The sequence below is a fragment of the Streptomyces sp. NPDC035033 genome (genome assembly GCF_040636735.1).
GTDB lineage: Bacteria > Actinomycetota > Actinomycetes > Streptomycetales > Streptomycetaceae > Streptomyces.
In genome coordinates, this window is the sequence record NZ_JBEZUZ010000039.1 from 32,905 (window position 1) to 55,244 (window position 22,340).

Below are 22,340 nucleotides of genomic sequence, written 5' to 3' on the forward strand. Positions count from 1 at the left end.
GGTCCCGCCGAACGTTGCCCAACGAGGAGACGCGCATGTCAGCGATCCGACTGCTGATCCTCGGCGCGGTCCGCCAGCACGGACGGGCCCACGGCTACCAGGTGCGCAACGACCTGGAGTACTGGGGCGCCCACGAGTGGTCCACCGCCAAGCCGGGCTCGATCTACCACGCCCTCAAGCAGATGGCGAAGCAGGGCCTCCTCGTCGCCCACGAGGTCGCGCCGAGCACCGCCGGCGGCCCGCCCCGCGTGGAGTACGAGATCAACGACAAGGGGACCGAGGAGTACTTCGCCCTGCTGCGCGAGGCCCTGAGCTCGCACGAGCAGAAGGCCGACGTGCTCTCGGCCGGCATCGGCTTCATCGTCGACCTGCCGCGGGACGAGGCCGTCGCCCTCCTCAGGAAGAGGATCGCGGGGCTCGAACGGTGGCGCTCCTCCGTCACCGAGTACTACACCCCGGAGGACGGCCCCGGGCAGCTCGGGCACATCGGCGAGATCATGAACATGTGGGTGCACTCGGCCGACAGCGGCGCGAAGTGGACGCGCGGCCTCATCGAACGGATCGAGGGCGGCGCGTACACCTTCGCGGGGGAAGGCGAACCCTTCGTGGGCGTCCTCGGGGACGGTGAGGCGAACCCGTACGCGACGGGACCGCACCCGGAGGACGGCCGCTGACGGCACGGCGGGAGGGGTCCTCGCCCGGCCCCGGCCCGCCGGTGCGCCTCCGTCAACGCGGACGAGAACCCTCCGTCGCCCGGTGCACCCGCGCGATCACCTACGGCTATGATCCGGCGCCGTCGCCACCCGCGACGAACCGAGACGGGAGTACCCCATGGCCATCATCGTCACCTTCGATCTTCCTGGCGCCGGGCAGGAGTTGTACGACGCGGTCATCGCGCGCGTGACCGACGGGCAAGGCTTCACGCGGTTCGCGGACCTGCCGAACCCAGGTCTCATCTCCCACGCGGCGGGGCCGGTCGACGGCGGGTTCCGCGTGACCGAGGTCTGGGAGAGCGCGGAAGCCCTCGAGAAGCACGCCGAGACCTTCGGTCCGATCCTGGCCGACCTCGGTCACGCGGACGCGCGGCCCTCGATCATTCCGGCGCACAACGTCGTCGTACGGTAGGGGCGGTTCAGACCGTTCCCGAGCCGCGCCGATCGCCCCGGGCCCGACGGGTCCGGGGCGATCGGCGCGGTCCACCGACAGCGAAGGAGAGCCGGCGGTGTTCCACGACGCCCGTGCCGGACGCCGGATCCACCGGGGCGCGACCGGTCCGATCGGCCGGGCCCTCCGGCGCGCGGCGGACGCGCCCCACCCCGCCGCTCCGGCGGTGGCGGCATGACCCGGCCGACGACCGGGGCGCTGCACCACGTCGAGATCTGGGTGCCCGACCTGGAGCGGGCCGTCACCTCCTTCGGCTGGTTGCTGGAGGCACTGGGCTACGCGCCCTTCCAGAGCTGGGCCGACGGCCGCAGTTGGCGGCTCGGAGCGACCTACCTGGTCTTCGAGCGGTCGCCCGCGCTGACCGCCGGCCGGCACGACAGGTGCCGGCCCGGGATGAACCACCTGGCGTTCCACGTCGAGGACCGCCACGCCGTGGAGGCCCTGGCCGCCGAGGCACCGCGGCACGGGTGGAGCCTGATGTTCCCCGCCCGCCACCCGCACGCCGGCGGCGAACGGACCTGCGCCGCCTACCTGGAGAACGCCGACGGCTTCGAGGTCGAACTCGTCGCCGCCTCCCCGGCCCCACCGGACTGACCGGGAGCCCCAGGACGTGTCCGCGCCCGTGGGCACCTGGCCCCCCTCTGCCGGGGCCGGAGGGGATTGTCAGTGGCCGTGTCTAGCATGGCGATCATGACGGAGACGCAGGTGGGGGCGGCCGGGCGGCTGCTGCGCGAGATGGCGGAGACCGGTCGGGACGTGGAGCGCGCGGTCCCTCCGCGCGGGGCCGCGCTGCGGGCGGTGGAGCGGGCGCGGCCCGCGCGTTCGGTGGCGGCCGAGGTCGCCGCCGCGGGAGGAGTCGACGACGAGGCGGCCGCCTTCCTCCGGGAGCTGACGGAGCGCCACCTCGGCGCGGACACGGCCCGCTGGCGCGGGCTGCACGACGCGCTGGCGGGGCACCGCGGCGATCTGCCCGAGCTGCTCGCCGCGCCGCCGGCGCCGCCGGTCTCCGACGGCGCGCTCCGGCCGCCCGCGCCCCGCAGTGCCCACCGCACGCTCGGCCTGCTCCTCGAACACGCGGAACCGCGGCACGCGGCCGCCGCGTTCGCCGCCCTGCCCGAGCGGGTGACGACGGAGCTGCTCGCCGGCGGGGCCCCGCCGGCCCCCGCCCTCGCCGCCGCCGTCGTCGACCACGGCGACACCCGCGCCCGGGCCGCCCTGGCCCGGCACCCCCGGCTCGACACCCGGGTCCTCGCCCGGCTGGTCGAGGTCGGCGACGCCGAGGTCGCCGCGGCCGTCTACCGCAACCCGCGCACCACCCCGTCCCTCCGCCGCACCGTCGTGGAGCGGCTCGACTCCGTCCCGCTCGACGGGACGCTGCGCGCCGAGCTGACGGCGCCGGACGGGCGGGTCCCGCGGACCTGGCTCGCCCCGCTGCTCGGCTCGGGCGACCCGGGGCTCGTGGTGCCGGCCCTGCGGTCGGGCGTGCGGCAGGTCGCCCAGCGGTACGCCCTGCTGCGCGTCTGGGAGCGGACCGGACCGGAGGCCGTACGCGCCCTGCTCGACGACCCCGCCACGGCCGCCTGCCTGCACCGGGCCGTCGTGGAGGCGGTCCGCGAGGCCCTGGCCGCTCCGGACGGCGACGGGCCGGGCCGGCTGCGCGCCCGGGGCGAGCCGTACGAGGATCCCGCCCGGCTGCCCGCGCTGCTCGCCACCGCCCGGGGCACCAGCACCCTGCGCGACCTGCTGTCCGAACCGTACGTCCATGATCTCGACGCCCTCGCCGCGGCCCATGCCGCGACCCCGTTCATGCCCAAGGCCTGCGAGGAGCTGGCCCGTCACGAGGCCGCCAGCGACGCGCAGCGCCGGGCGTTCCGGCTGAGCGTCCTCAACGAACCGTGGCGGGCCGGGGGCCGCCGCGCGGGGAACACCGCCCCGCCCGCGCGGCGCCTCGCGGAGGAGGAGCTCGACGACAGCGCCGCCGTCTGGGCGGAGGGCATGGCGGCCGCGGGGCTCCTCGACCCGGTCGAGCTGATCCGCACCGCCCGCCCCGCCGCCCGCGCCCTGGCCGCGCTCGCCCGCCTCGCCGAAGGGGATCTGCTGGGCACCGCGGCGGCCGCCGAGCTGCGCGCCGCGACGGAGGCGCGGCTGGGCGGGCGGGAGCACGCCTGGGCGGCGCTCGACGCCCTGCTGCCGGACCACAGGGGGACGCTCGCGGAGCTGATCGCCGAGGCGGGGAAGACCCCGGACGAGACCGGCGTCGAGCCCGCGCCGGCACCCCCTCCCTGCGCCGGGCCCGCGCCGTCGGCCCCGCCCGCCGCCGGGCCGGACCGGCAGGTCCTGTCCCGGCGGGAGCGGGTGCACGCCCTAGCCGCGCTCGACCTGTTGTACTCCCTCGCTCCGGAGGGCGCGCCCCGGCCGGACGATCCCGAGGTGCTGCGCGCGCTGACCGCGTACGAGCCGGCGACCGCGCCCGGGCTCGCCACCCCTCGCTGGTTCGCCGACGCCTGCGCCGTCCACGGCATCCCGCCGTCCGAGGACGGCGTCGTCCACGAGGCACCCGGCCCCGCGCAGGTGCGTGCGCGCCTCCCCGAGACGCACGGGTCCGGCGCGCAGCACGTCGAACGGGCCTACGCGCAGGGCGTTCTGCCCGCCGACGAGCTGATCGCGCTGCTGCCCGCCCACCGTCTGCTGCTGCTCCCCCACGACTGGCGGCGGCTCGCGTTCGCCGACGCGTGGCGGGCCGCGCTCGCCCGGCGGCTGCGGGCCGAACTCGGCGCCGACCCCGACGCGTGGCTCCGCCTGGCGGCGGTCGTGACGGCGTCCGAGGCCGCCTCGGAGGAGCTGACCTGGGCGGAGGCGATGGAGCGCGCCCGGTCCGGTGCCGGGCCGGCGGCGGTCGCGGGACCGTCCGCCGGCAGGGCCCGGCCGGGCACCCCCGACGAGGCGATCCGGCTCCTGGAGCGCGGTGACCACCTGTGGGCCTGGCCGGAGGGCACCCTGCTGTGTCTCGCCGACGCCGAGGTGGTCGACGCCGTGCTTCCGCGGCTCGGTCCCGACGGGCCCTGGCTGCTCGCCGCGTACCTGCTGCGCCACGACCGGACGCCGCGCGCGGTCCTCGACCGGCTGCTCGCGGGCCGCGACCGCGACGCGCTACGCGTCCTCGCCGCCCAGTCCCGCCGGCTGGAGCGGAGCGGCGCGGTGGAGCGCCTGGTCGACCTCGACGATCCCGAGGTCGACCTCGCCCTGCTGCGGCACGGGCGCCCCCGGTCGGTGGTCCACCGGATCGTGGCCCGGTCGCGGCCCGGCGGGGAGCGGCCGTCCCTGGGCGCCCGGGTGCTGGCCGACTGGCGTGCCGGTGGTGCCGCGTGGCCGGCCGGCGGGCTGGTGTGGCTGTGCTCCGCCGAACCCGATCTCGTGGAGGAGCTGCTCGCGCGGGAGGGCTCGCGGCTCGACCTGGGGCATCAACTGCTCGGCTGCCTGCGGCTGCTGGAGCACGGCGGTGCCGACCGGCTGGCGCGGCTCGCGGGGCGGGAGGTGCTGGGGCGCTCCGTCACCGCCCTCTGCGCGAAGGCCCTGGCGTCCGCCGATCCCGCCGCCGTCCTCCGTGCCCGGCTCGACCGCGAGCTGGCGCCGGAGAAGCTCGTCCGGAAGCTGCGGCGGGCCCGGCACGCCCCGCACGCGCGTGACCTCGTCGGCTCCCTCCCGCCGGGCGAGCCCGTGGACTGGGCCGCTCTCGAAGCGGCCCACGCCCGGGAGCCGCTCCCCCACTGGGCGGACGTCGTCCGCCTGGACGCCGTCCCCGAGGAGGTGCGGCTGCGGCATGCGGCGCTGCTGCCCGAGCCGGGCCCCGACGGTCTGCCCGGCGGCGTACGGCTCACCCGGGAGCGGGCCCGGCACGGTCTCGGCGGCCTGTTCTCCTGTCCTCCGTCCACCCAGCTGGACGGGCTGCTCGCGGCGGGGTTCCTCGACGGGGCGGACCTGGTGCGCCTCGCGACCCCGGCCGCGCGGCTGCTCGCCTATCTGGGCGCCGCCGCCCGCCGCACGGACGCCCCGCCCGGGGCCGCCGGGGCCCGCGCCGTCCTCGCGGACCTCGTGCGGTCCGGACTCGGCACGGACCCGGCGGCCTGGCGGCGGGTCGCCGAGCGGCTGACGGGCCTCGACCCCGCGTGGGACCCGGTCTCGACGGTGGAGGCGCTGCTCACCGGCTGACGGCCCGCGCCCGGCTCAGGGCCGGTGGAACCGGACCTCCGGGTGGGCCGGGTCCGGGCCGTCCAGGAGCGGCTGGTCCCTGTCCCGCAGGTACGCGTCGAAGAAGGCGGCGACGTACGCGCGGGTGACGGCCACCGCGCGGTCGGCCGGGAGGGCGCCGCCGGGGAGGCCGAAGTGGCCGAGGAGGACGGGCGCGTCGGAGAAGCCGAGGTGGTCGGCGCCGTCGACGGTCAGCCAGTGCTTCCCGCCGTCCAGGGCGGCCCAGGTGGTGTCCCAGGTGGTGTCCTCGCCGCCCGGCCGGTGGAACTCGTCGGTGCCCAGCAGCAGGAACGGGCGTCCGCCGAGTCCGTCGGCGGGCGGCGCGTCCCAGAACGTGCCGTCCATGTTCACGCCGGCGTCGATGCGCCGGTCGGAGGCCATGGCGGTGGCGGCGCTCGCTCCGCCGATCGAGTGGCCGGCCATGCCGATCCGGTTCCGGTCGATGGAGGAGGCGTACCGCCAGGCGGGCCGGGGGCCGGTCAACCGGTCCAGGACGAACCGGGTGTCGGCGGCGCGGGCCCCGGTCACCACCGAACCCTTGCTCCAGCCGCTCTCCTCCATGACGGTGCAGGCGACGCAGGTCAGGGTGCGCCCGTCGGGCACCGACGTGCCGGACGACTCGTAGGCGTGGTCGAGCGAGGCGACGACGTAGCCGCGGGAGGCGAGGTCCACGGCGAGGGCGGTGAGGGTGAACCGCGGCATGCCGAAGCCGGGCGAGAGCACCACCAGCGGGTGCCGTCCGGGAGCGGGGCGCGCGTCCACCGCGCTGTGGGTGCGGGCCCGCGCCACCTGCCGTATCGACGCCGGGTCCGAGATCTGCACGGCCTCCAGCACCAGCCGGGCCTCTTCCGGGGTGGAGTACGGGGCGGGGCGGCCCGGCGCGCGGGGCGCGGTCGCGGGGCGGGCCGCCGGGTAGTGGAGGGTGACCATGAGTTCCCGGCCGTCGGCCTCGGGCACCCAGGGGTCGGTGCGGGAGCGGTCCACGAGGTGGAGGACGGAACTCCCCACTCCGTACGGCCCGGTGGGGGCCGGCAGCCGCATGCGGTCGGCCGGCCGGTCCTGGGTCGCCGCGGTGGTGGGCGAGGGGGCGGGCGCGGCGGTGGCGGCGGTGGCGGCCGGTAACGCGACGGCGCAGGCGAGAAGGGCGGCGGCCGCCGCCCGGGTCAGCTTGTTCATGCCAGGGACGCTACGGCCCCGGCTCCGGGCCCCGCGTCCTCCCACGGTCGCAACCGCCGCCGGGTCCGTACGACCCCGGGCGGACGCCGGACTCCGCCGACGGGCTGTCGCCGCGGCCCTGTCCGGCCGGTCCGGTCAACCCGGCCGTTCGGGGCGGGCGTTAGTGTGGGCGCGTGGAAGAGATCGCCGGGGTGGAGGTCATCGCTTTCGCGGACGCCGCGGCGTTCGAGAGCTGGCTGGCCGAGCACCACACGCGCCACGAGGGCGTGTGGGTCAAGGTGGCCAGGAAGAAGTCCGGCGTTCCGTCGGTCACCGACGACGAGCTGGTCGACGTCGGGCTGTGCTACGGCTGGATCTCCGGGCAGCGGCGGTCGTTCGACGAGCGGTACTACCTGCAGAAGTACGTGCCGCGGCGGCCCAGGAGCCTGTGGTCGCGGGTGAACGTGGAGAAGGTGGCGGTGCTGACGGCCGAGGGGCGGATGCGCGGGCCGGGGCTGGCCGAGGTGCGCAGGGCGCAGGAGGACGGGAGATGGGCGGCCGCCTACGCGTCGCAGAGGACGGCGGCCGTACCGCCCGATCTCGCGGCGGCGCTCGACGCGCGCCCCGAGGCGAGGAAGGCGTTCGAGGCGCTCGACCGGACCGGGCGCTACCTGCTGGTCCTGCCGCTGCTCCGGGCGCTCACGCCGGAGGCCCGGAAGGCCCGGCTCGGCAGGGTCCTGGCCTCGCTGGAGAACGGTGGTGAACCGGAATGAGCCGGGGGACACGGGGGCGCGGGCGCGGGACCGTCGTTCCCGTCCTCGCCCTCGCGGCGGTGGCGGTGGTGACGGGGTGTGCGTCGTCGGAGGGCGAGGACGAGGGGCGGTCGACCGAGCTGCGGAGGCGGTACTGCCTGGAAGTGGGCAGGTGGCAGGAGGCGCTGCGCGCCGAGGGGGCGAGGACGCCGGGGTCACCGGCGTACGAGGAGGTCGGCTCCGCCGTCCGGGCCGTCTTCCTCGCGACGCGGCCGCTCCGGGACGAGGGCGTCACCGGGGGGCACAGCTTGGGCGAGGAGACCCTGTGGGCGGTCGAGGACCGGAACGACGAGGCGCTGTCCCTGGTCATGCGGTACTGCGCGGATGCCGGCTTCGAGACGCTGACCGGCTGACGCTCCGGGGCGGTTCCGTGCGCTGTCCGCCGGTTCCGCCGGCCAGGCGCGGGCGGTGACCGGCGGCCGCACGCGCCGGCGTGCGGCCGTCGCGGGACCGGGGCGGGTCAGCCGGGGGTCGCGGCGCCCTCGACGTTGGCCACCATCCTGCGCAGCACCTTGAGCGCGGCCGCGTACTCCTCGTCGCCGATGCCGTGGTGGACCACGGCGCGCACCTCGGTCGCCAGCTCGCGGATCCGCACCCTGGCGGCCTCCCCGGCGTCCGTGAGGTGCAGGCGCCGTCCGTCGTCGAGCCGGAGCCACGCGCGGTGGAGCAGCTGGTCGACGACCCGCCCGATCTCGTGCGGCCCGTCGGCGAGGTGCGTCAGCTGCGCGACGACCTCCTCGCGGCCCGGCGCCGCGGGGCCGCCGTGCACGCGGTTGAGCACCCAGTACTGCGGTTGTGTGACGTCGATCCTGGCCATGGCGTCCCGCAGGTGCCGGGTGACGGCCGCGTGGGTCAGACCGCACCAGTAGCCGACCGGCTGGGCGGCCAGCGCGTCGTCGGTGGCGGCCGGGTTCGCCGGCGCCTGGTCGGTGGGGGTTCCCGTCGTCGATTCCATGATCACGACAGTACCTCTCCCGGTGCGCCGGCCCCCGTGGGTCGGAGCCCCCTTCCGTCAGGACAGCAGGGCGGCGGCGTGCTCGCGGGCCTCGCGCAGCCAGGAGGCGCGGGTCTCGTCGGAGGAGTCGGTGACCGTCCGGAAGACGACCCGGCGGACGTCGGCGACCCCCACGTACGGCAGGACGCATGCCGCCCAGATCTTCTGCAGCGGGTCGCCGAACTCGTCCTCCTCGCGGTCGGCGGGGGTGTCGGAGGTGTTCAGGACGAGGGCCCGGCCGGCCCCGAGGAGCCCTTCGGGCTCCCCTTCCGCAGTGCCCAGTTTGTAGGCGACGCCGGGCGCGAGGACGCGCTGCACCCAGCCCGTGAGGACGGCGGGCGGCATCCCCCACCAGTTCGGGTGCACGAACACCATGGCGTCGAGCGTGGCCACCTCCGCCCGGTGGAGCGCCACCTGCGCGTCGTGGGCGTCCGCGGCGGACCGGAGCGTGTCCGTCTCGTCGGCGGAGAGGACGGGTGCGAACCCCTCGGCGCAGAGGTCGTGCGCGAGGACCTCTGCGCCGAGGTCGCGCAGGTGCCGTACGACGGTGTCGAAGACGGCGTGGTTGAAGCTGCCGGGTCGCGGGTGCGCGAGGTAGACCCCTATACGAGGCATTCATCCCCCCAAGAACGGTGCTGATGGTCGTGTGCGGCGGCCTGTGACGGCCGCCGTGCATGATCAGCATGGCCGGTGGGGGGCCTCCGGGGGAACCGGTCGAGGGGGTCCGGGCCGAAGACACCGGTGGTCCGGTGCGCTCCGGCCCTTCCTCCCCGGGGCCGTCCGGCCGCCGTCAGCGGCTGGAGTACGGCAGCAGGGCCATCTCCCGGGCGTTCTTGACGGCGGTGGCGAGGGCGCGCTGCTGCTGGGCGGTCACCCGGGTGACGCGGCGGCTGCGGATCTTGCCGCGGTCGGAGATGAACTTCCGCAGCAGGTCGGTGTCCTTGTAGTCGATGTACGTGATGCCGGCCGCGTCGAGCGGGTTGGGGCGGGACTTGACGGGCTTGCGGGGGTCCTGGCGTCGGGCCATGGCAGTGACTCCTTGCGGAAAGGTTTCCGTTCACGGCCGGTCGGCCCGGCCGTGAACAGGCGTACGAGTGGGTGTCAGGCGGCGTCGAGGAGGGTGTCGAAGGCGGCGGGCAGGTGCTTCCACGCCTCACGCCCCGACGCGTACTCCGCGTCCGTCAGGAGGCAGGAGTCCAGGAGACGTTCCAGGCCGTCGCGGTCGAGACCGGGCGAGGTGAAGACGAGGTGCTGGCAGCAGTCGCCGTGCTCGGGGTGCCAGTCGAGCGCGGCCGCCGCGCGGCGCACCGGCGGGACCATCTCCCAGGCGGCGTCCGGCAGGGACGCCAGCCAGGGGCCGGCGTTCTCCACGCACAGGGCTCCGCCGGCCGCGTCCCAGGCGAGCAGGGTGTCGGGGCGGTCGGCGAGCCAGAACCGGCCGCGGCTGCGGGCCGCCGCACAGCACAGGTCCTCCAGTGCCTCGTACAGCCGCTCCGGATGGAACGGCCGGTGGCGCCGCCAGACGAAGGTGGTGACCCCGGCCTCGTCCGCCTCCTGGGGCAGCAGCGCGCACGCGGGGTGCTGGGCGGCCGCCGCGGCCTCGACGTCGAAGCCGGCGAGGGCGACGCGGGCGAGTTCGGCGGAGGCGGCCGGCACGCGCAGCGCGGTGGGGTGCAGCTGCGCGAGGAGGGCGCGGTCCTCGTCGTCGGCCTCGTCGCTGTCGACGACGGCGAGGACGGGCGCGTACTCCAGCTGCCGGGCCCAGGTGTCGCCGACGGTCCGCTGATCGGTCGGGGCTGCGGCGAGTCCGGCCTCGGCCAGGTCGTCGCCGTTGGCGAGGCAGGGCAGGACGAGGGCGGGGTCCACGGCGGTGATCACGTTCGTCAGGGTCAGGCGGTCCCCGCCGTGGGCGGCGATCACCTCCGCCATGGCCTTCGGCTCGACCGAGTCCCAGAGCTCGACCACCGCGAGGCGGGTCAGGCCGCTGTCGGCCATCCGCTCCAGTTCCGGGACGAGGTCCTCGCGCAGGGCACAGCACGCGCAGTCGTTGACCAGCGGTGTCTCGCCGCGGGAGAGGACGCCGTCGGCGTCACGGATCAGCCGCAGGACGCTGCCGGCGGGCGCCCCCGCCAGGTCGTGGTGGAGCGCCACGCTGCCGGGGACGGACCGCAGAAGGCGGTCGACGACCTCGGCCCGCGCCTCGGAGTGGAGCCCGGCGACGATGACGACGGGCAGCCCCCCTTCGTGCTCCATCACCGGGCTCCGTAGCGGCGCTGGAACTTCTCGACGCGGCCGGCGGTGTCGAGGACGCGCGCGGTGCCCGTGTAGAAGGGGTGGCTGGCGGAGGAGATCTCCACGTCGACGACGGGGTAGGTGTTGCCGTCCTCCCATTCGATCGTCTTGTCGCTGGTCATCGTGGACCGCGTGAGGAACGCGGTGCCGGAGGCGGAGTCGCGGAAGACGACGGGCTCGTAGGCGGGGTGGATGCCGGGCTTCATGGCAGGGCCTTTCGACGGGGTGGGGCCGGGGTTCGGGGGGCGGGGGTCAGCGCTCTTCGCGGAAGTCCACGTGGCGCCGGGCGACGGGGTCGTACTTGCGGAGCACCAGGCGGTCGGGGTCGTTGCGCCGGTTCTTGCGGGTGACGTAGGTGAAGCCGGTGCCCGCCGTGGAGCGGAGCTTGATGACCGGGCGGAGTTCGTTGCGTGCCATGGGGCTAGTATATGGCAATGATTTCCATTTCCAACACGCCTCCTCGGCGGGAAAGGCGGCTGCCTCCATGTCGGCCCACTGCCAACTGACCGGCGCCAAGCCGGGCTTCGGCCACCACATCTCCCATTCGCACCGGCGCACCTCGCGCCGCTTCGACCCGAACATCCAGCGCAAGCGCTACTGGCTGCCCAGCGAGGGGCGGTACGTCCGCCTCACCCTGAGCGCCCGGGCGATCAAGACCGTGGACACGATCGGCGTCGAGGCCGCCGTGGCCCGGATCCGGGCACGGGGAGGGAAGGTCTGATGGCGAAGAAGAGCAAGATCGCGCGGAACGAGAGGCGGAAGGAGGTCGTCGAGCGGTACGCCGCCCGGCGGGCCGAGCTCAAGGAGGTCATCCGCCGCCCGTCCTCCACCGCGGCCGAGCGCGAGGCCGCCCAGGCGGAGCTGCGCCGACAGCCGCGCGACGCCAGCGCCACCCGCGTGCGCAACCGCGACAGCGTGGACGGACGTCCGCGGGGCCACCTGCGCAAGTTCGGGCTCTCACGGGTGCGGGTGCGACAGCAGGCGCACGCCGGATTCCTGCCGGGCGTGACCAAGTCGTCCTGGTAGCGGTCGGCTTCGCCGCACCCCGGCTCCGGCCGGAGGGGCGAGGGGGTGCCCCCGGATCGACCGGGGGCGCCTTCGACCCCCTGCACCCTGAGGCCCCTGGACCCGCATTTGAAAACGGGATCCATTTCCATGTAGCTTCTCCCCGTTCGAACCGACCGAGGAGTCACCATGGCCGTCCCCAAGCGGAAGATGTCCCGCAGCAACACCCGTCACCGCCGCGCCCGGTGGAAGGCGACCACGCCCCAGCTGGTGCCGGTCACCGTCGACGGCGTGGTGCACCAGGTGCCGCAGCGCCTGGTGAAGGCGTACGAGCGCGGCCTCGTCCGCCCGGAGGGCTGAGCGCTCATGCCGTCCACCGACCGGCTGCCCGTGACCGTGCTCTCGGGGTTCCTGGGCGCCGGGAAGACCACCCTGCTCAACCACGTGCTCGGCAACCGCGAAGGGCTGCGGGTCGCGGTCATCGTCAACGACATGAGCGAGGTCAACATCGACGCCGCGCTCGTGCGCGGCGGCGAGGCGGCCCTGTCCCGCACCGAGGAGCGCCTGGTCGAGATGACCAACGGGTGCATCTGCTGCACCCTCCGCGACGACCTGCTCGAAGAGGTCGACCGGCTGGCCCGCGAAGGCCGCTTCGACCACCTGCTCATCGAGTCCAGCGGCATCTCCGAACCCCTGCCGGTCGCCGCCACGTTCTCCTTCCCCCGGGACGACGGCGCCACCCTCGGCGACCTCGCCCGCCTGGACACGATGGTGACCGTCGTGGACGCCGCGAACTTCCTGCCCGAGCTCGACGGCGGCGACGAACTCGCCGCACGCGGCCTGGCCCCGTACGAGGACGACGAGCGGACCGTCAGCGATCTCCTCGTGGACCAGGTCGAGTTCGCGGACGTCATCGTCCTCAACAAGCTCGACCTGGTCGACCCCGAGGAGGCGCGCCGGCTCCGCGCCACGCTCTCCCGGCTCAACCCGGAGGCGCGGATCGTCCCCGCCGTCCGCGGCCGGGTCCCCCTCGAACACGTCCTGGGCACCGGCCTGTTCGACGTGGAGAAGGCACAGCAGGCACCGGGCTGGGTGAAGGAGCTCAACGGCGACCACGTGCCGGAGACCGAGGAGTACGGCATCTCCTCGCTCGTGTTCCGCTCCGGCCTGCTCTTCCACCCCGGGCGGCTGTGGTCCTTCGTCACCGAGGGCCTCGACAGCGGCGCCTACGGGCGGATCCTGCGCTCCAAGGGCTTCTTCCGGCTCGCCGGCCGGCCCCGCGTGACGGGCCTGTGGTCCCAGGCCGGCACCGTCGCCCGGTTCGAACCGTCCGGCGTCCTCGGACCGGAGACCGCGCAGGGCCAGGAACTGGTCTTCATCGGCACCGGCCTGCGCGCCGACGCCCTCCGCGCGGCGCTCGACGCCTGTCTGCTGGTGCCGGGCGAGGCCGTCCCCGCCGAGGACGACTTCCCGGTCTGGGAGACGTACGGCGTCGAGGACGCCTGCGAGCACGAGCGGGCGGCCTGAGGCGCCGCCCCCACGCACTCCGGGCCGGACGGTGGTCGCAGCCACGGCACCGTCCGGCCCGGCCCGTTCCCCGGCCCGGCCGCGTCCCGTCGGCCCGGGCGGTCAGGCGATGGCGGTCATGCGGTCCTGCTCGCGGGAGGCGGGCGGGCGGGCGGTCAGGGACTGTTCGAGGACGTCGAGAGCCTGTCGCATGCCGGCGATGCGCTCGGCGAGTTCCCCGGAGTCCATCTCCACGGGGGCCGCCACGGGCGCGGTGCCGGTCCCGGCCCCGGTCCCGGCCCCTCCCGTACGAGGGGCGCGGCCGGTGGCGTCGAGCGCCGCGGTGTCGAGTTCGCGGGCCTCGTCCAGGCTGGTCAGCACGACGCCGATGAGGACGTTGACCAGCACGAAGGAGGCGAGCAGGACGTAGGAGCCGTAGTAGAGGATGCTCAGCCGGGAGATGGCCAGCCCGTTGTAGATGGCGTCTCCCAGCCCCTCCAGCGTCATCAGCAGGAACAGGGTGAGCAGGGCGCGGCCCAGGGAGCCGAAGTGGGCCGGGTCGTGGGAGCCGAAGCAGACCCAGCCGACCATGGCGTAGACGTAGAGGATGACGGCCCCGACGAAGAGGAAGCTGACGGTGCCGGGCAGGCTGCGGGAGACGGCGATGAACAGGATGCGCAGCTGGGGCAGGAACCGGGCGGTGCGCAGCACCCTGACCATGCGGAGCAGCCGCAGCACGGTGGTGTTCTCCCGTACGACGGGCAGGTAGGCGCAGACCACGACGACCAGGTCGAAGATGTTCCACCCGTCGCGCCAGAAGTCCTTGGGCCGGTCGGCGTGGGCGCCCAGGCGCAGCAGCATCTCCAGGGTGAAGAAGGCGAGGCAGCCCTGCTCGGCCCCGCGCAGCTGGGCGGCGTGCTCCGCCGCGAAGCCGTGGTAGGTCTCCGCGCCCAGCAGGGCGGCGTTGAGCAGGATCGCGGTCAGCACGGAAAGGGAGAAGGCGGGGGCCTCGGTCACGGTACGACAGGCGGCCGCGATCCGGGTCCGGGTCCGGGGCCGGGTGGGAGTGGGGGCAGTGGTCATCGAGAATCTCCGTAGGGGGCGCGCCGAGCGCCGCCCGGGTACGGGCGTCGGGGTACCGGGCGGCGGGAGTGGCTGTCCTCCGCGCCTAACGGGCCGACGAGCCCTCAGGCTGCGGGGCGCGGGAGAAATGAGTGAACGATTCATCCGCCCCGGCGAAAGATCGTGCGTTCGGTCTCCTTCGAGGCGTACGGTCCGTGACCGGCCCGGCTCAAGATCGTTAGCTCGGTTCCTTCCGCACGGATCCCCCGTCCGCCGGCGGGGCACGGCCCGTGCCGGCCGCGCCGGGGCCGGGCGTGCGCGAGCCGGCGGCCGGGCGTCGGGGCGCGGACCGGTGCGCGAGCCGACGCCGCCTCCCGGGTCCGCGCGGCGGCGCTTCCCGGCCGGTCAGTCGACGCGGATGGCGAGCATGCAGGCGTCGTCGTCGTGGCCGGACTGGTCGGGGTCGGCGAGGATCGCGTCGATCAGTTCCTGGGGCGACCGGCCCGGGGAGCGGGCGAGGAGGTCGGCGAGGCGGTCGATGCCCTTGGTGACGTCCTCCCCCCGGCGTTCCACCATGCCGTCGGTGTAGAGGAGCAGGAGGTCGCCCGGGCGCAGGGGGGTCGTGGCGGTCTCGTACGCGTAGCCGGGCAGGGCGCCGAGCAGCGGGCCGCGCCTGCCCGTGTGGAGGGGGCCGGCGTGTCCGTCGCGGAGGAGGAGGGGCGCGGGGTGGCCGGCGTCGGCCCAGTGGAGGTCGCGGGCCTCGTCGATGTGACCGGCGACGGCGGTGGCGGTCTGTTCCGAGGGGTCGCTGCAGACCAGCTCGTTGAGCCAGGTCATGATCTCGCCGGCGGAGGCCCCGGTCTGGGCGAGGCCGGCCAGGGCGTGCCGCTGCTGGGACATCCGGGCCACCGCCTCCAGGCCGTGGCCGGCGGCGTCGCCGATGGCGAGCAGGACCCGGCCGTCGGGCAGGAGCCGGCATTTGTACCAGTCGCCTCCGACGGCCGCGTCCGGTTCGGCCGGCCGGTACGAGGCCGCCACGGTCAGCCCGACCGCCGCCAGGGCCTCGGAGTGGGTGGGCAGCAGCGCCTCGCGCAGGGCGTCGGCCACCCGGCGCTCCGCCCGCGCCTGGCGCCGGAGCCGGTCGGACTCGCGCTCCGTCTCGGCGAGCCTGCGGCGGCTGCGGATCTGCGGGGTGAGGTCGCGGGCCACGAGGTTCACCGCCCAGGGCCGCCCGTCGGTGCCGGCGACCGGCCGTCCCAGCAGGTCCAGCGTCCGCACCTCTCCGAGGACGAGGAAGCGGATCCGGGTCCAGGCGGGCTCCTCACCGGCCAGGACGGAGGTGAGGAACTCGGAGAACGCGGTGAGGTCGTCGGGGAGCAGCGCGTCGCAGAGCTGTTCCAGCGTCCAGGGCATCTGGACGTCGGCGTGGAAGATCCGGCTCAGCCCCTCCGACCAGGTCACCTTCCCGGAGAGCAGGTCCCAGTGGCCCCAGCCGAGGGAGGCGAGGTACTGGGCGTCGATCGTCAGGAGCTCGGTCTGGCTCTGCACGGGCCGCCAGGTCGCGAGGACCTGTTCGCCGCAGAGCGCGGCCGAGTAGAGGAGCGGGGCGCGGTGCAGCCGGCCCATGCGCTGCTCGGTGTAGTCGACGACCCGGCCCTCCAGCGGGCCGCCGCCGGCGACGACGTCGGCGAGCGCCGCGAGGAGGCCGCTGGTGGCCGCTCCCGGCCGGGCCTCCAGGAACCGCTGTCCGACCTGCCGGTCCGGGGCCTCCAGCCACTCGGCGGAGCGGATCCGGTTGCCGGCGACGATGCGGAAGTCCCGTACCGCGCCGGTCTCGTCGTGGACCGGTTCGAGGAGGACGGCGGAGGCGGGGATCGCGCCGAGCACGGAGCAGGTGCCGGTGGCGCCGCGATCGTGGGTGCTGCAGATGCAGTCCGTGCCGGAGCCGTTGCGCGAGGGCAGGGCGGGGGTCGGGGCGAGCGCCTGGACGGGTGCGGTGACCTCGTCCCCCGGGGTGGGGACGGCCGGCCGGTCCGTGGTGCGGCGGACCGCGGAGCGCAGGCCGGAGATCTCGCCCTCGATGAGGTCCTTGAGTTCTTCGACGGTGTCCGGCAGCGGAAAACCCATGATCGCCTCCCGGGGGCCGGTGGGCACGCCTCCACGCCGGTGGCCCCGGCCCTGCCGCCACCGACCCGTACCCCAGGCCCCTGCCCTGGCGCCCCGGGATCATGCGCGGAACGGCCGGGGCCGGGCGGCCGGGACCGGCCCCGCGCCGTCAGGCGCGGCCCGCGGCCTTCTGGCTGCGGCGGGAGAGGGAGTCGACGACGACGGCGGCGAGCAGCACCGAGCCGGTGATCATGAACTGGACGGCGTTGCTCACGCCCATGATGTTCATGCCGGACTGGATGGAGCCGATGACGAGGGCGCCGAGCAGCGCGGACCAGACCGAGCCGCGTCCGCCGAACAGGCTCGTCCCGCCGATGACGGCGGCCGCGATCACGTTCATGAGGAGGTTGCCGCCGCCGGAGGTCTGGCTCGCGGACTGGATCTGTCCGGCGAGGAAAACGCCGCCGACGGCCGCCATGGTGCCGGCGATCGTGAAGACGCTCATGCGGACGAACGGCACGCTGACGCTGGCCCGCCGGGCCCCTTCGATGTTGCCGCCGACGGCGAAGATCATGCGTCCGTAGCGGGTGCGGCGCAGCACGAGGTCGAGGACCACCAGCAGGACCAGGAAGATCAGCAGCGCCAGCGGGAGTCCCTGGTACCGGTTGAGGATGTACGCGGCGGCGAAGGCGATCGCCGCGAGGACGGCGGTCCGCAGCACGATCTCGGCGAGCGGGCGGTACGGCACCCGGGCGGCCCGCCGGCGCCTGGCGTCGAGCAGGGAGGCCAGGAGGAAGAGCCCGACGCCCACCGCCGCCGTGACGTAGGCGGCGGCCGGGCTCTCGAAGATCGTGGAGTAGAGCTCGGCGACGATGCTGTCGCCGGGGATGTTGACGGTGCCGCTGGTGCCGAGCACCTGGAGCATCAGGCCGTTCCAGGCGAGGTTGCCCGCCAGGGTGACGACGAACGCGGGCACGCCGACCTTGGCGAAGAAGAAGCCGTGGAGGAGTCCGACCGCCGCTCCCCCGGCGACGGCGACGAGCAGCGCCAGCCATTCGTTCATGCCGTTGATGACGTTGAGCACGGCGAAGAGGGCCGCGCACAGGCCGCTGACGGAGCCGACGGACAGGTCGATCTCGCCGAGCAGGAGGACGAAGACGATGCCGACGGCGATCATGCCGGTGCCGACGATCTGCTGGCTGAGGTCGGACAGGTTCTGCGCGGAGAGGAAGGCGCTGTCCAGGCTGCCGAAGACCGTCCAGATGACGGCGATGGCGACGACGACGGGCAGGGAGCCGAGCTCGCCGCTGCGCAGCTTGCGCCGGAACTCGCCCGCGTATCCGCGGAAGCCCTCCTCGCGGACGATCAGCCGGCTGTCGACGGCGGGGATCGCGTCGGGGGCCGGCTGCCGGGCGGCGGCGTCGCCGGGCCCGGCCGGATCGCCGGGTACGGCCGGGCCACCGCGTCCGGCCGGATCGCCGGGGCGGTCGTCGCGGTCCCTGGCGCCGCTCATGGCTCCTCCTCCCCGCGCGCCCGCCGCTCCTCGCGTTTGCGGGCCTGGCGCCGGGTGACGGCGCTGTCGGTGGCGCCGGTGATGGCGGAGATGATCTCCTCGGTGGTGGTGGCGCGCCGGTCGAAGAAGCCGTTGTTGCGGCCGAGGCGCAGCACCGCGATCCGGTCGGCGACGGCCATCACGTCCACCATGTTGTGGCTGATCAGGATGGTGCCGAGGCCGTGCTCGCGGAGCCGTTCGACGAGGTCGAGGACCTCGGCGGTCTGCTCCACGCCCAGCGCCGCGGTGGGCTCGTCCAGGATGACGACCCTGGGGTCGCCGATCAGCGAGCGGGCGATCGCCACGGTCTGGCGCTGGCCGCCGGAGAGCGACGCGACGGGGATCCGCACCGAGGGGATCCGGATGGAGAGCGTGTCGAGCAGCTCGCGGGAGCGCTGCTCCATGCGGACCTCGTCGAGCACGCCGAACCGGCGCAGCTCCCGGCCGAGGAAGAGGTTGCCGACGACATCGAGGTTGTCGCAGAGGGCGAGGTCCTGGTAGACGGTGGCGATGCCGAGGTGCTGGGCGTCGTGGGGCCGGTGGATGGAGACCGGCCGGCCCTGCCACTCGATGACGCCGTCGTCGGGCGGGTTCACCCCGGCGATCGCCTTGACGGCGGTCGACTTGCCGGCGCCGTTGTCGCCGACCAGGGCGACCACCTCACCGGCGTGGACCTCCAGGTCGAAGCCCGACAGGGCCTGGACCGCGCCGAACCTCTTGGACACCCCCCGCAGGGCGAGCACGGGTGTTTCCGTCACCTTCGACCGCCTCCTCGGCGGGAGCGGGCACCGCCGGGCGTCCTGCTACTGGAGCCCGGCTTCCTTGCAGGCGTCGGCGTAGGCCGGCGTGCAGATCTCCTCGACCGTGTACAGCCCGTCCTTGACGACCGTGTCCTTGATGTTGTCCTTGTCGACGACGACCGGGGTCAGCAGGGTGGCGGGGACCTTCTGTCCGCTGCCGCTGGTGACGGTGGTCGGCACCAGGTCGCGGGGGAGCTCCTTGCCCTGGGCGAGGTTCACGGCCATCGTGGCGGCGATGTCCGCCTCGGGCTTGTACGGCTTCTCGACGGTGATGGTCTGGGTGCCCAGCAGGATGCGCTGGATGGCGTCGAGTTGGGCGTCCTGGCCGGTCAGCGGCACGTTCATGCCGGCCGCCTTGAGGGCGGTGGCGATGCCGGCGGCCAGTCCGTCGTTGGCCGAGTAGACGCCGACGATGTTGTCCTTGCCGAGGGCGCTGATGGCGCCGGACATCTGCTGGTTGGCGTTGTTCGGGTCCCAGTTGGGGGTGTCGTACTCCTTGCCGATCTTCACCTTGCCGTCGAGGACGGAGTGCGCGCCGGCCTTGAACTCGGCCGCGTTCGGGTCGGTGGGCGAGCCGTTGTGCATCACGATCTGGCCGCTGTCCGCCTTGTCGCCGAGCGCGTCGAGCAGCGCCTTGCCCTGGAGCTCGCCGACCTTGCGGTTGTCGTACGAGACGTAGGCGTCGACCGGGCCCTGGGCGAGGCGGTCGTACGCGACGACCTTCACGCCGGCCTTGTCGGCCTTCTCCACGGAGGACTGGATCGACTTGGCGTCCACGGCGTCCAGGATGAGCACCTTGTCGCCCTTGGCGAGGGCGGTGTTGACCTGCTGTTGCTGGGTGGTCGCGCTCTCGGCCGCGTTGTAGTAGTCGATCTGGGCGTCCGGGGCGAGCTCCTTGATCTTCTGCTCGATGTACGGACGGTCGAACTTCTCGTACCGCGTGGTCTTGCTCTCCGGCAGCAGCAGACCGATCCTGATCTCCTGTTTCGCCTGGCCGGGCGACGCGCCCGTCGTCGTCGCCGCCACGCCCAGCGCCAGGGCCGCGGTCGAGGCCACCGCTATCGCGCCTCGCAGTGTTCGGGTCATGGGAGGCTCCTTTCGCGCGCCCTCGACCCGCCCCCGCGGAGTGCGAGGCCACGGGGGCGCGGGCGCACCTTCGGCCTATGCATCGACCCTAGACCCAACTCGGGAGGCGGACCATTCACGCCGGTGCCCGTCCTGCCGCCCCGGGCGGAAGGCCCCGGGGCGGCAGGTCCCGGGGCGGCAGGTCCCGGGGCGGCAGGTCCCGGGGCGGCAGGACGACCGGCCGACCCGCTCCGGTCGGGGTCGGACCCGGGCAGGCCGGCCCCGGCCGTCCGCGGACCGCTCAGACCACGGGCGGGAACCTGTCCCAGGCCCGGTGCCGGGAGAGCGCGTCGGCCACCGCGGCCACCGCTTCCGCGCCGGTCTCCGCGGTGATGACGCCGGGCCCGCCGGCCGTCAGGCCGGCGGCTTCCAGGAGCTCCGCGGAGCCGTTCCAGCCGCCGACGGCCTTGCCGTGCCGGTAGGCCTCGGTGAGCAGGAGCAGGACGCGCGGGTCGGGGCCCCCCTCCGGCGCGGCTCCGGCCTTCGCGTCGCGGGCGCCGTGCGCGTCGGGTGCGGGGGCGGGCGCGCCGGCGCAGAGCAGGGCGTCGAACTCGACGGACCGGGCCGTGACGAAGGTCCGCTGGACCGTGAGGGGCTCGCCCTCCGCGTCCAGGGTGCCGCCGGCCGGGGCGATGACGAGCGGGGTCATGCCCGCGTCGAGGAGGGCCTGCCGGGCCTCGCGCACTCCGGCCAGGTCGGCGGACCCGTCGGCGACGATCCCCACGACCCGGCCGTCGGTCGGCCAGCTCCCGCCGATCTGGGAGAGGGCCGGACTGGGCTCCGGCTCCGCGAGCGGCACCGTCGCCGCGGGCGCCGGCAGGCCGAGCCCCGCGGCGACCTGCTCGCACAACTGCGGGTCGATGTTCGCGAGGACTCCGAGGACCCGTTCCTTGACGGCCTGCTCGTAGCACTTGCCCAGCTCGAAGGTGTACGCGGCGATGATGTGCTCGCGTTCGGTCGGGGTCATGCTGAGCCAGAAGAGCCGCGGCTGGCCGAAGTGGTCCGAGAAGGAGGCGGGGGTCTCGCGGCCCTTCCTCGCCTCGGAGACGCGCACGGGCGCCTCGACGTAGGCGCCGTTGTCGGCACCGGCCAGGAAGGGGCAGCCGCCGTCCAGGCTGTTGGGGCGGTAGGGCGCCACGCCGGTGTGCACGGCGGTCTGGTGCATGCCGTCGCGGTGCATGTCGTTCACGGGCGCGTGCGGCCGGTTGACGGGGATCTGTGCGAAGTTCGGCCCGCCCAGCCGGCTGATCTGGGTGTCGAGGTACGAGAAGAGCCGGCCCGCGAGCAGCGGGTCGTCGGTGATGTCGATGCCGGGGACGAGGTGGCCGGGGTGGAAGGCGACCTGTTCGGTCTCGGCGAAGAAGTTCTTGGGGTTGGCGTCGAGGGTCATCAGGCCGAGGGGCTGGACCGGGGCCCGCTCCTCGGGAACGATCTTGGTGGGGTCCAGGAGGTCGATGCCCTCGAAGGTCTGGTCGGGGGTGTCGGGGAAGACCTGGACGCCCAGCTCCCACTGGGGGAAGGCGCCCGCCTCGATGGCGTCGGCGAGGTCGCGCCGGTGGAAGTCGGGGTCCATGCCGTTGATCAGCTGGGCCTCCTCCCACACCAGTGAGTGCACGCCCAGCTTCGGCTTCCAGTGGAACTTCGCCAGTGCCGTCCTCCCCGCCTCGTTGACCAGGCGGAAGGTGTGGACGCCGAACCCCTCCATCATCCGGTAGGAGCGGGGGATGCCACGGTCCGACATGTTCCACAGCGTGTGGTGGGTGGCTTCGGTGTGCAGGGAGACGAAGTCCCAGAAGGTGTCGTGGGCGCTCTGGGCCTGGGGGATCTCCCGGTCGGGGTGGGGCTTGCCCGCGTGGATGACGTCGGGGAACTTGATCGCGTCCTGGATGAAGAAGACCGGGATGTTGTTGCCGACCAGGTCGAAGGTGCCCTCGTCGGTGTAGAACTTGGTCGCGAAGCCCCGCGTGTCACGGACCGTGTCCGAGGACCCCCGGGAGCCGAGGACGGTGGAGAAGCGCACGAAGACCGGTGTCTCCACGTCCTTCGCCAGGAACGCGGCCTTGCAGATCTCGTCGGCGACGCCGTACCCCCGGAAGACGCCGTGGGCGGCGGCGCCGCGCGCGTGCACCACGCGCTCCGGGATCCGCTCGTGGTCGAAGTGGGTGATCTTCTCCCGGAGGTGGTGGTCCTGGAGCAGCACCGGGCCGCGGTCCCCGGCCTTCAGGGAGTGGTCGGTGTCGTACACCCGCGTCCCCTGCGCCGTCGTCAGGTACGCGCCGCTCTGTGCCGCGCGCGCCTGCGCCTCGCCGGTCGCCTGGCCCGTCGGGCTCACCGTCTCCGGTCCGGTCTGGTCCGGCTTCGGGGGCAGCGGCTCCGTCGCCTCCACGGGCTCGGCCACGGTCGGCGACGCCGGCCCCGGCTTGCCCGGCAGGCCGCCGTCGCCCGTTCCGGGGGTCGCGTCGGAGTGCTCAGCGGTCATCATCTCTCCCGGGTGATCTGCGGCCGTCCGTCGGCCGCTC

23 protein-coding genes are annotated in these 22,340 nt (G+C 74.6%); 10 read left to right on the top strand and 13 right to left on the bottom strand.

All coding sequences use genetic code 11. From position 1 onward, the window contains the following. Positions 1-35 precede the first annotated feature (35 nt). From AB0E83_RS17980 to AB0E83_RS17995, 4 genes are all read left to right on the top strand, one after another. Complete coding sequence (locus AB0E83_RS17980) at positions 36-674, top strand: PadR family transcriptional regulator (protein ID WP_362112044.1); 639 nt, start codon at positions 36-38, stop codon at positions 672-674. A gap of 157 nt (positions 675-831) precedes the next feature. Further along, positions 832-1,125, top strand: coding sequence for a hypothetical protein (locus AB0E83_RS17985; protein WP_362112047.1), 294 nt, complete (start codon positions 832-834; stop codon positions 1,123-1,125). Positions 1,126-1,338: 213 nt separating this feature from the next. After that, positions 1,339-1,758, top strand: a complete 420-nt coding sequence (locus AB0E83_RS17990) for a VOC family protein (RefSeq protein WP_362112050.1) — start codon at positions 1,339-1,341, stop codon at positions 1,756-1,758. Positions 1,759-1,854: 96 nt separating this feature from the next. Further along, positions 1,855-5,373, top strand: a complete 3,519-nt coding sequence (locus AB0E83_RS17995) for a hypothetical protein (protein WP_362112053.1) — start codon at positions 1,855-1,857, stop codon at positions 5,371-5,373. Positions 5,374-5,388: 15 nt separating this feature from the next. Here AB0E83_RS17995 and AB0E83_RS18000 read toward each other — a convergent pair whose 3' ends face one another. Continuing rightward, positions 5,389-6,588, bottom strand: coding sequence for an alpha/beta hydrolase (locus AB0E83_RS18000; RefSeq protein WP_362112056.1), 1,200 nt, complete (start codon positions 6,586-6,588; stop codon positions 5,389-5,391). Positions 6,589-6,761: 173 nt separating this feature from the next. Between AB0E83_RS18000 and AB0E83_RS18005 the strand changes: the two genes are divergently transcribed. Further along, on the top strand, positions 6,762-7,340 hold the full coding sequence (locus AB0E83_RS18005) for a YdeI/OmpD-associated family protein (RefSeq protein WP_362112059.1): 579 nt from the start codon (positions 6,762-6,764) through the stop codon (positions 7,338-7,340). After that, a complete protein-coding gene (locus tag AB0E83_RS18010) occupies positions 7,337-7,732 on the top strand; it encodes a hypothetical protein (RefSeq protein WP_362112062.1) in 396 nt (131 codons plus the stop codon). Before AB0E83_RS18005 ends, AB0E83_RS18010 begins: the two co-directional genes overlap by 4 nt. A 107-nt stretch (positions 7,733-7,839) precedes the next feature. Here the strand turns inward: AB0E83_RS18010 and AB0E83_RS18015 are convergent, their stop codons facing one another. The 6 genes from AB0E83_RS18015 to rpmG form a co-directional block, all read right to left on the bottom strand. Beyond that, complete coding sequence (locus AB0E83_RS18015) at positions 7,840-8,334, bottom strand: MarR family winged helix-turn-helix transcriptional regulator (protein ID WP_362112065.1); 495 nt, start codon at positions 8,332-8,334, stop codon at positions 7,840-7,842. A gap of 57 nt (positions 8,335-8,391) precedes the next feature. Beyond that, the gene (locus AB0E83_RS18020) at positions 8,392-8,988 is read right to left on the bottom strand and encodes an NAD(P)H-dependent oxidoreductase (RefSeq protein WP_362112067.1); all 597 of its coding nucleotides are present in this window, start codon (positions 8,986-8,988) and stop codon (positions 8,392-8,394) included. A 175-nt stretch (positions 8,989-9,163) separates the two neighbouring features. After that, the gene (gene rpsR / locus AB0E83_RS18025) at positions 9,164-9,400 is read right to left on the bottom strand and encodes a 30S ribosomal protein S18 (RefSeq protein WP_362112070.1); all 237 of its coding nucleotides are present in this window, start codon (positions 9,398-9,400) and stop codon (positions 9,164-9,166) included. A 74-nt stretch (positions 9,401-9,474) separates the two neighbouring features. Then, positions 9,475-10,626, bottom strand: a complete 1,152-nt coding sequence (locus AB0E83_RS18030) for a GTP-binding protein (RefSeq protein ID WP_362112073.1) — start codon at positions 10,624-10,626, stop codon at positions 9,475-9,477. Beyond that, positions 10,626-10,871, bottom strand: a complete 246-nt coding sequence (locus tag AB0E83_RS18035; RefSeq protein WP_030493470.1) for a type B 50S ribosomal protein L31 — start codon at positions 10,869-10,871, stop codon at positions 10,626-10,628. Before AB0E83_RS18035 ends, AB0E83_RS18030 begins: the two co-directional genes overlap by 1 nt. Before the next feature lie 46 nt (positions 10,872-10,917). After that, entirely contained in the window at positions 10,918-11,082 is a 165-nt protein-coding gene (rpmG, locus tag AB0E83_RS18040; protein ID WP_362112076.1) for a 50S ribosomal protein L33, read from the bottom strand. Between the two features lie 67 nt (positions 11,083-11,149). Between rpmG and rpmB the strand changes: the two genes are divergently transcribed. The 4 genes from rpmB to AB0E83_RS18060 all read left to right on the top strand — a co-directional run bounded on the left by rpmB (position 11,150) and on the right by AB0E83_RS18060 (position 13,197). Continuing rightward, on the top strand, positions 11,150-11,386 hold the full coding sequence (gene rpmB / locus AB0E83_RS18045) for a 50S ribosomal protein L28 (RefSeq protein ID WP_362112079.1): 237 nt from the start codon (positions 11,150-11,152) through the stop codon (positions 11,384-11,386). Next, a complete protein-coding gene (rpsN, locus tag AB0E83_RS18050) occupies positions 11,386-11,691 on the top strand; it encodes a 30S ribosomal protein S14 (RefSeq protein WP_362112082.1) in 306 nt (101 codons plus the stop codon). The genes rpmB and rpsN overlap by 1 nt, the downstream gene beginning before the upstream one ends. A 168-nt stretch (positions 11,692-11,859) precedes the next feature. Continuing rightward, a complete protein-coding gene (rpmF, locus tag AB0E83_RS18055; RefSeq protein WP_362112084.1) occupies positions 11,860-12,030 on the top strand; it encodes a 50S ribosomal protein L32 in 171 nt (56 codons plus the stop codon). Positions 12,031-12,036: 6 nt separating this feature from the next. Then, entirely contained in the window at positions 12,037-13,197 is a 1,161-nt protein-coding gene (locus AB0E83_RS18060) for a GTP-binding protein (RefSeq protein ID WP_362112087.1), read from the top strand. Positions 13,198-13,299: 102 nt separating this feature from the next. Here the strand turns inward: AB0E83_RS18060 and AB0E83_RS18065 are convergent, their stop codons facing one another. The 6 genes from AB0E83_RS18065 to AB0E83_RS18090 form a co-directional block, all read right to left on the bottom strand. After that, positions 13,300-14,259 carry an ion transporter gene (locus AB0E83_RS18065; RefSeq protein WP_362112090.1) on the bottom strand — a complete coding sequence of 320 codons (960 nt, stop codon included), beginning with the start codon at positions 14,257-14,259 and terminating at the stop codon, positions 13,300-13,302. Between the two features lie 384 nt (positions 14,260-14,643). After that, positions 14,644-16,392: a SpoIIE family protein phosphatase gene (locus AB0E83_RS18070; RefSeq protein WP_362112093.1), complete on the bottom strand. Its 1,749-nt coding sequence runs from the start codon at positions 16,390-16,392 to the stop codon at positions 14,644-14,646. Positions 16,393-16,513: 121 nt separating this feature from the next. Continuing rightward, entirely contained in the window at positions 16,514-17,857 is a 1,344-nt protein-coding gene (locus AB0E83_RS18075; protein WP_362112096.1) for a sugar ABC transporter permease, read from the bottom strand. After that, a complete protein-coding gene (locus tag AB0E83_RS18080) occupies positions 17,854-18,654 on the bottom strand; it encodes an ATP-binding cassette domain-containing protein (RefSeq protein WP_362112099.1) in 801 nt (266 codons plus the stop codon). The genes AB0E83_RS18075 and AB0E83_RS18080 overlap by 4 nt, the downstream gene beginning before the upstream one ends. A gap of 45 nt (positions 18,655-18,699) precedes the next feature. Further along, a complete protein-coding gene (locus tag AB0E83_RS18085; RefSeq protein WP_362112102.1) occupies positions 18,700-19,782 on the bottom strand; it encodes a substrate-binding domain-containing protein in 1,083 nt (360 codons plus the stop codon). A gap of 280 nt (positions 19,783-20,062) precedes the next feature. Further along, on the bottom strand, positions 20,063-22,300 hold the full coding sequence (locus tag AB0E83_RS18090) for a catalase (protein ID WP_362112105.1): 2,238 nt from the start codon (positions 22,298-22,300) through the stop codon (positions 20,063-20,065). Positions 22,301-22,340 lie beyond the last annotated feature (40 nt).

Bases quoted from the DNA above. Each gene is read 5' to 3' on its own strand.
- AB0E83_RS17980 (WP_362112044.1), top strand. From the start codon at position 36: ATGTCAGCGATCCGACTGCTGATCCTCGGCGCGGTCCGCCAGCACGGA.
- AB0E83_RS17985 (WP_362112047.1), top strand. From the start codon at position 832: ATGGCCATCATCGTCACCTTCGATCTTCCTGGCGCCGGGCAGGAGTTG.
- AB0E83_RS17990 (WP_362112050.1), top strand. From the start codon at position 1,339: ATGACCCGGCCGACGACCGGGGCGCTGCACCACGTCGAGATCTGGGTG.
- AB0E83_RS17995 (WP_362112053.1), top strand. From the start codon at position 1,855: ATGACGGAGACGCAGGTGGGGGCGGCCGGGCGGCTGCTGCGCGAGATG.
- AB0E83_RS18000 (WP_362112056.1), bottom strand. From the start codon at position 6,588: ATGAACAAGCTGACCCGGGCGGCGGCCGCCGCCCTTCTCGCCTGCGCC.
- AB0E83_RS18010 (WP_362112062.1), top strand. From the start codon at position 7,337: ATGAGCCGGGGGACACGGGGGCGCGGGCGCGGGACCGTCGTTCCCGTC.
- AB0E83_RS18015 (WP_362112065.1), bottom strand. From the start codon at position 8,334: ATGGAATCGACGACGGGAACCCCCACCGACCAGGCGCCGGCGAACCCG.
- AB0E83_RS18020 (WP_362112067.1), bottom strand. From the start codon at position 8,988: ATGCCTCGTATAGGGGTCTACCTCGCGCACCCGCGACCCGGCAGCTTC.
- rpsR (WP_362112070.1), bottom strand. From the start codon at position 9,400: ATGGCCCGACGCCAGGACCCCCGCAAGCCCGTCAAGTCCCGCCCCAAC.
- AB0E83_RS18030 (WP_362112073.1), bottom strand. From the start codon at position 10,626: ATGGAGCACGAAGGGGGGCTGCCCGTCGTCATCGTCGCCGGGCTCCAC.
- AB0E83_RS18035 (WP_030493470.1), bottom strand. From the start codon at position 10,871: ATGAAGCCCGGCATCCACCCCGCCTACGAGCCCGTCGTCTTCCGCGAC.
- rpmG (WP_362112076.1), bottom strand. From the start codon at position 11,082: ATGGCACGCAACGAACTCCGCCCGGTCATCAAGCTCCGCTCCACGGCG.
- rpmB (WP_362112079.1), top strand. From the start codon at position 11,150: ATGTCGGCCCACTGCCAACTGACCGGCGCCAAGCCGGGCTTCGGCCAC.
- rpsN (WP_362112082.1), top strand. From the start codon at position 11,386: ATGGCGAAGAAGAGCAAGATCGCGCGGAACGAGAGGCGGAAGGAGGTC.
- rpmF (WP_362112084.1), top strand. From the start codon at position 11,860: ATGGCCGTCCCCAAGCGGAAGATGTCCCGCAGCAACACCCGTCACCGC.
- AB0E83_RS18060 (WP_362112087.1), top strand. From the start codon at position 12,037: ATGCCGTCCACCGACCGGCTGCCCGTGACCGTGCTCTCGGGGTTCCTG.
- AB0E83_RS18065 (WP_362112090.1), bottom strand. From the start codon at position 14,259: ATGACCACTGCCCCCACTCCCACCCGGCCCCGGACCCGGACCCGGATC.
- AB0E83_RS18075 (WP_362112096.1), bottom strand. From the start codon at position 17,857: ATGAGCGGCGCCAGGGACCGCGACGACCGCCCCGGCGATCCGGCCGGA.
- AB0E83_RS18085 (WP_362112102.1), bottom strand. From the start codon at position 19,782: ATGACCCGAACACTGCGAGGCGCGATAGCGGTGGCCTCGACCGCGGCC.
- AB0E83_RS18090 (WP_362112105.1), bottom strand. From the start codon at position 22,300: ATGACCGCTGAGCACTCCGACGCGACCCCCGGAACGGGCGACGGCGGC.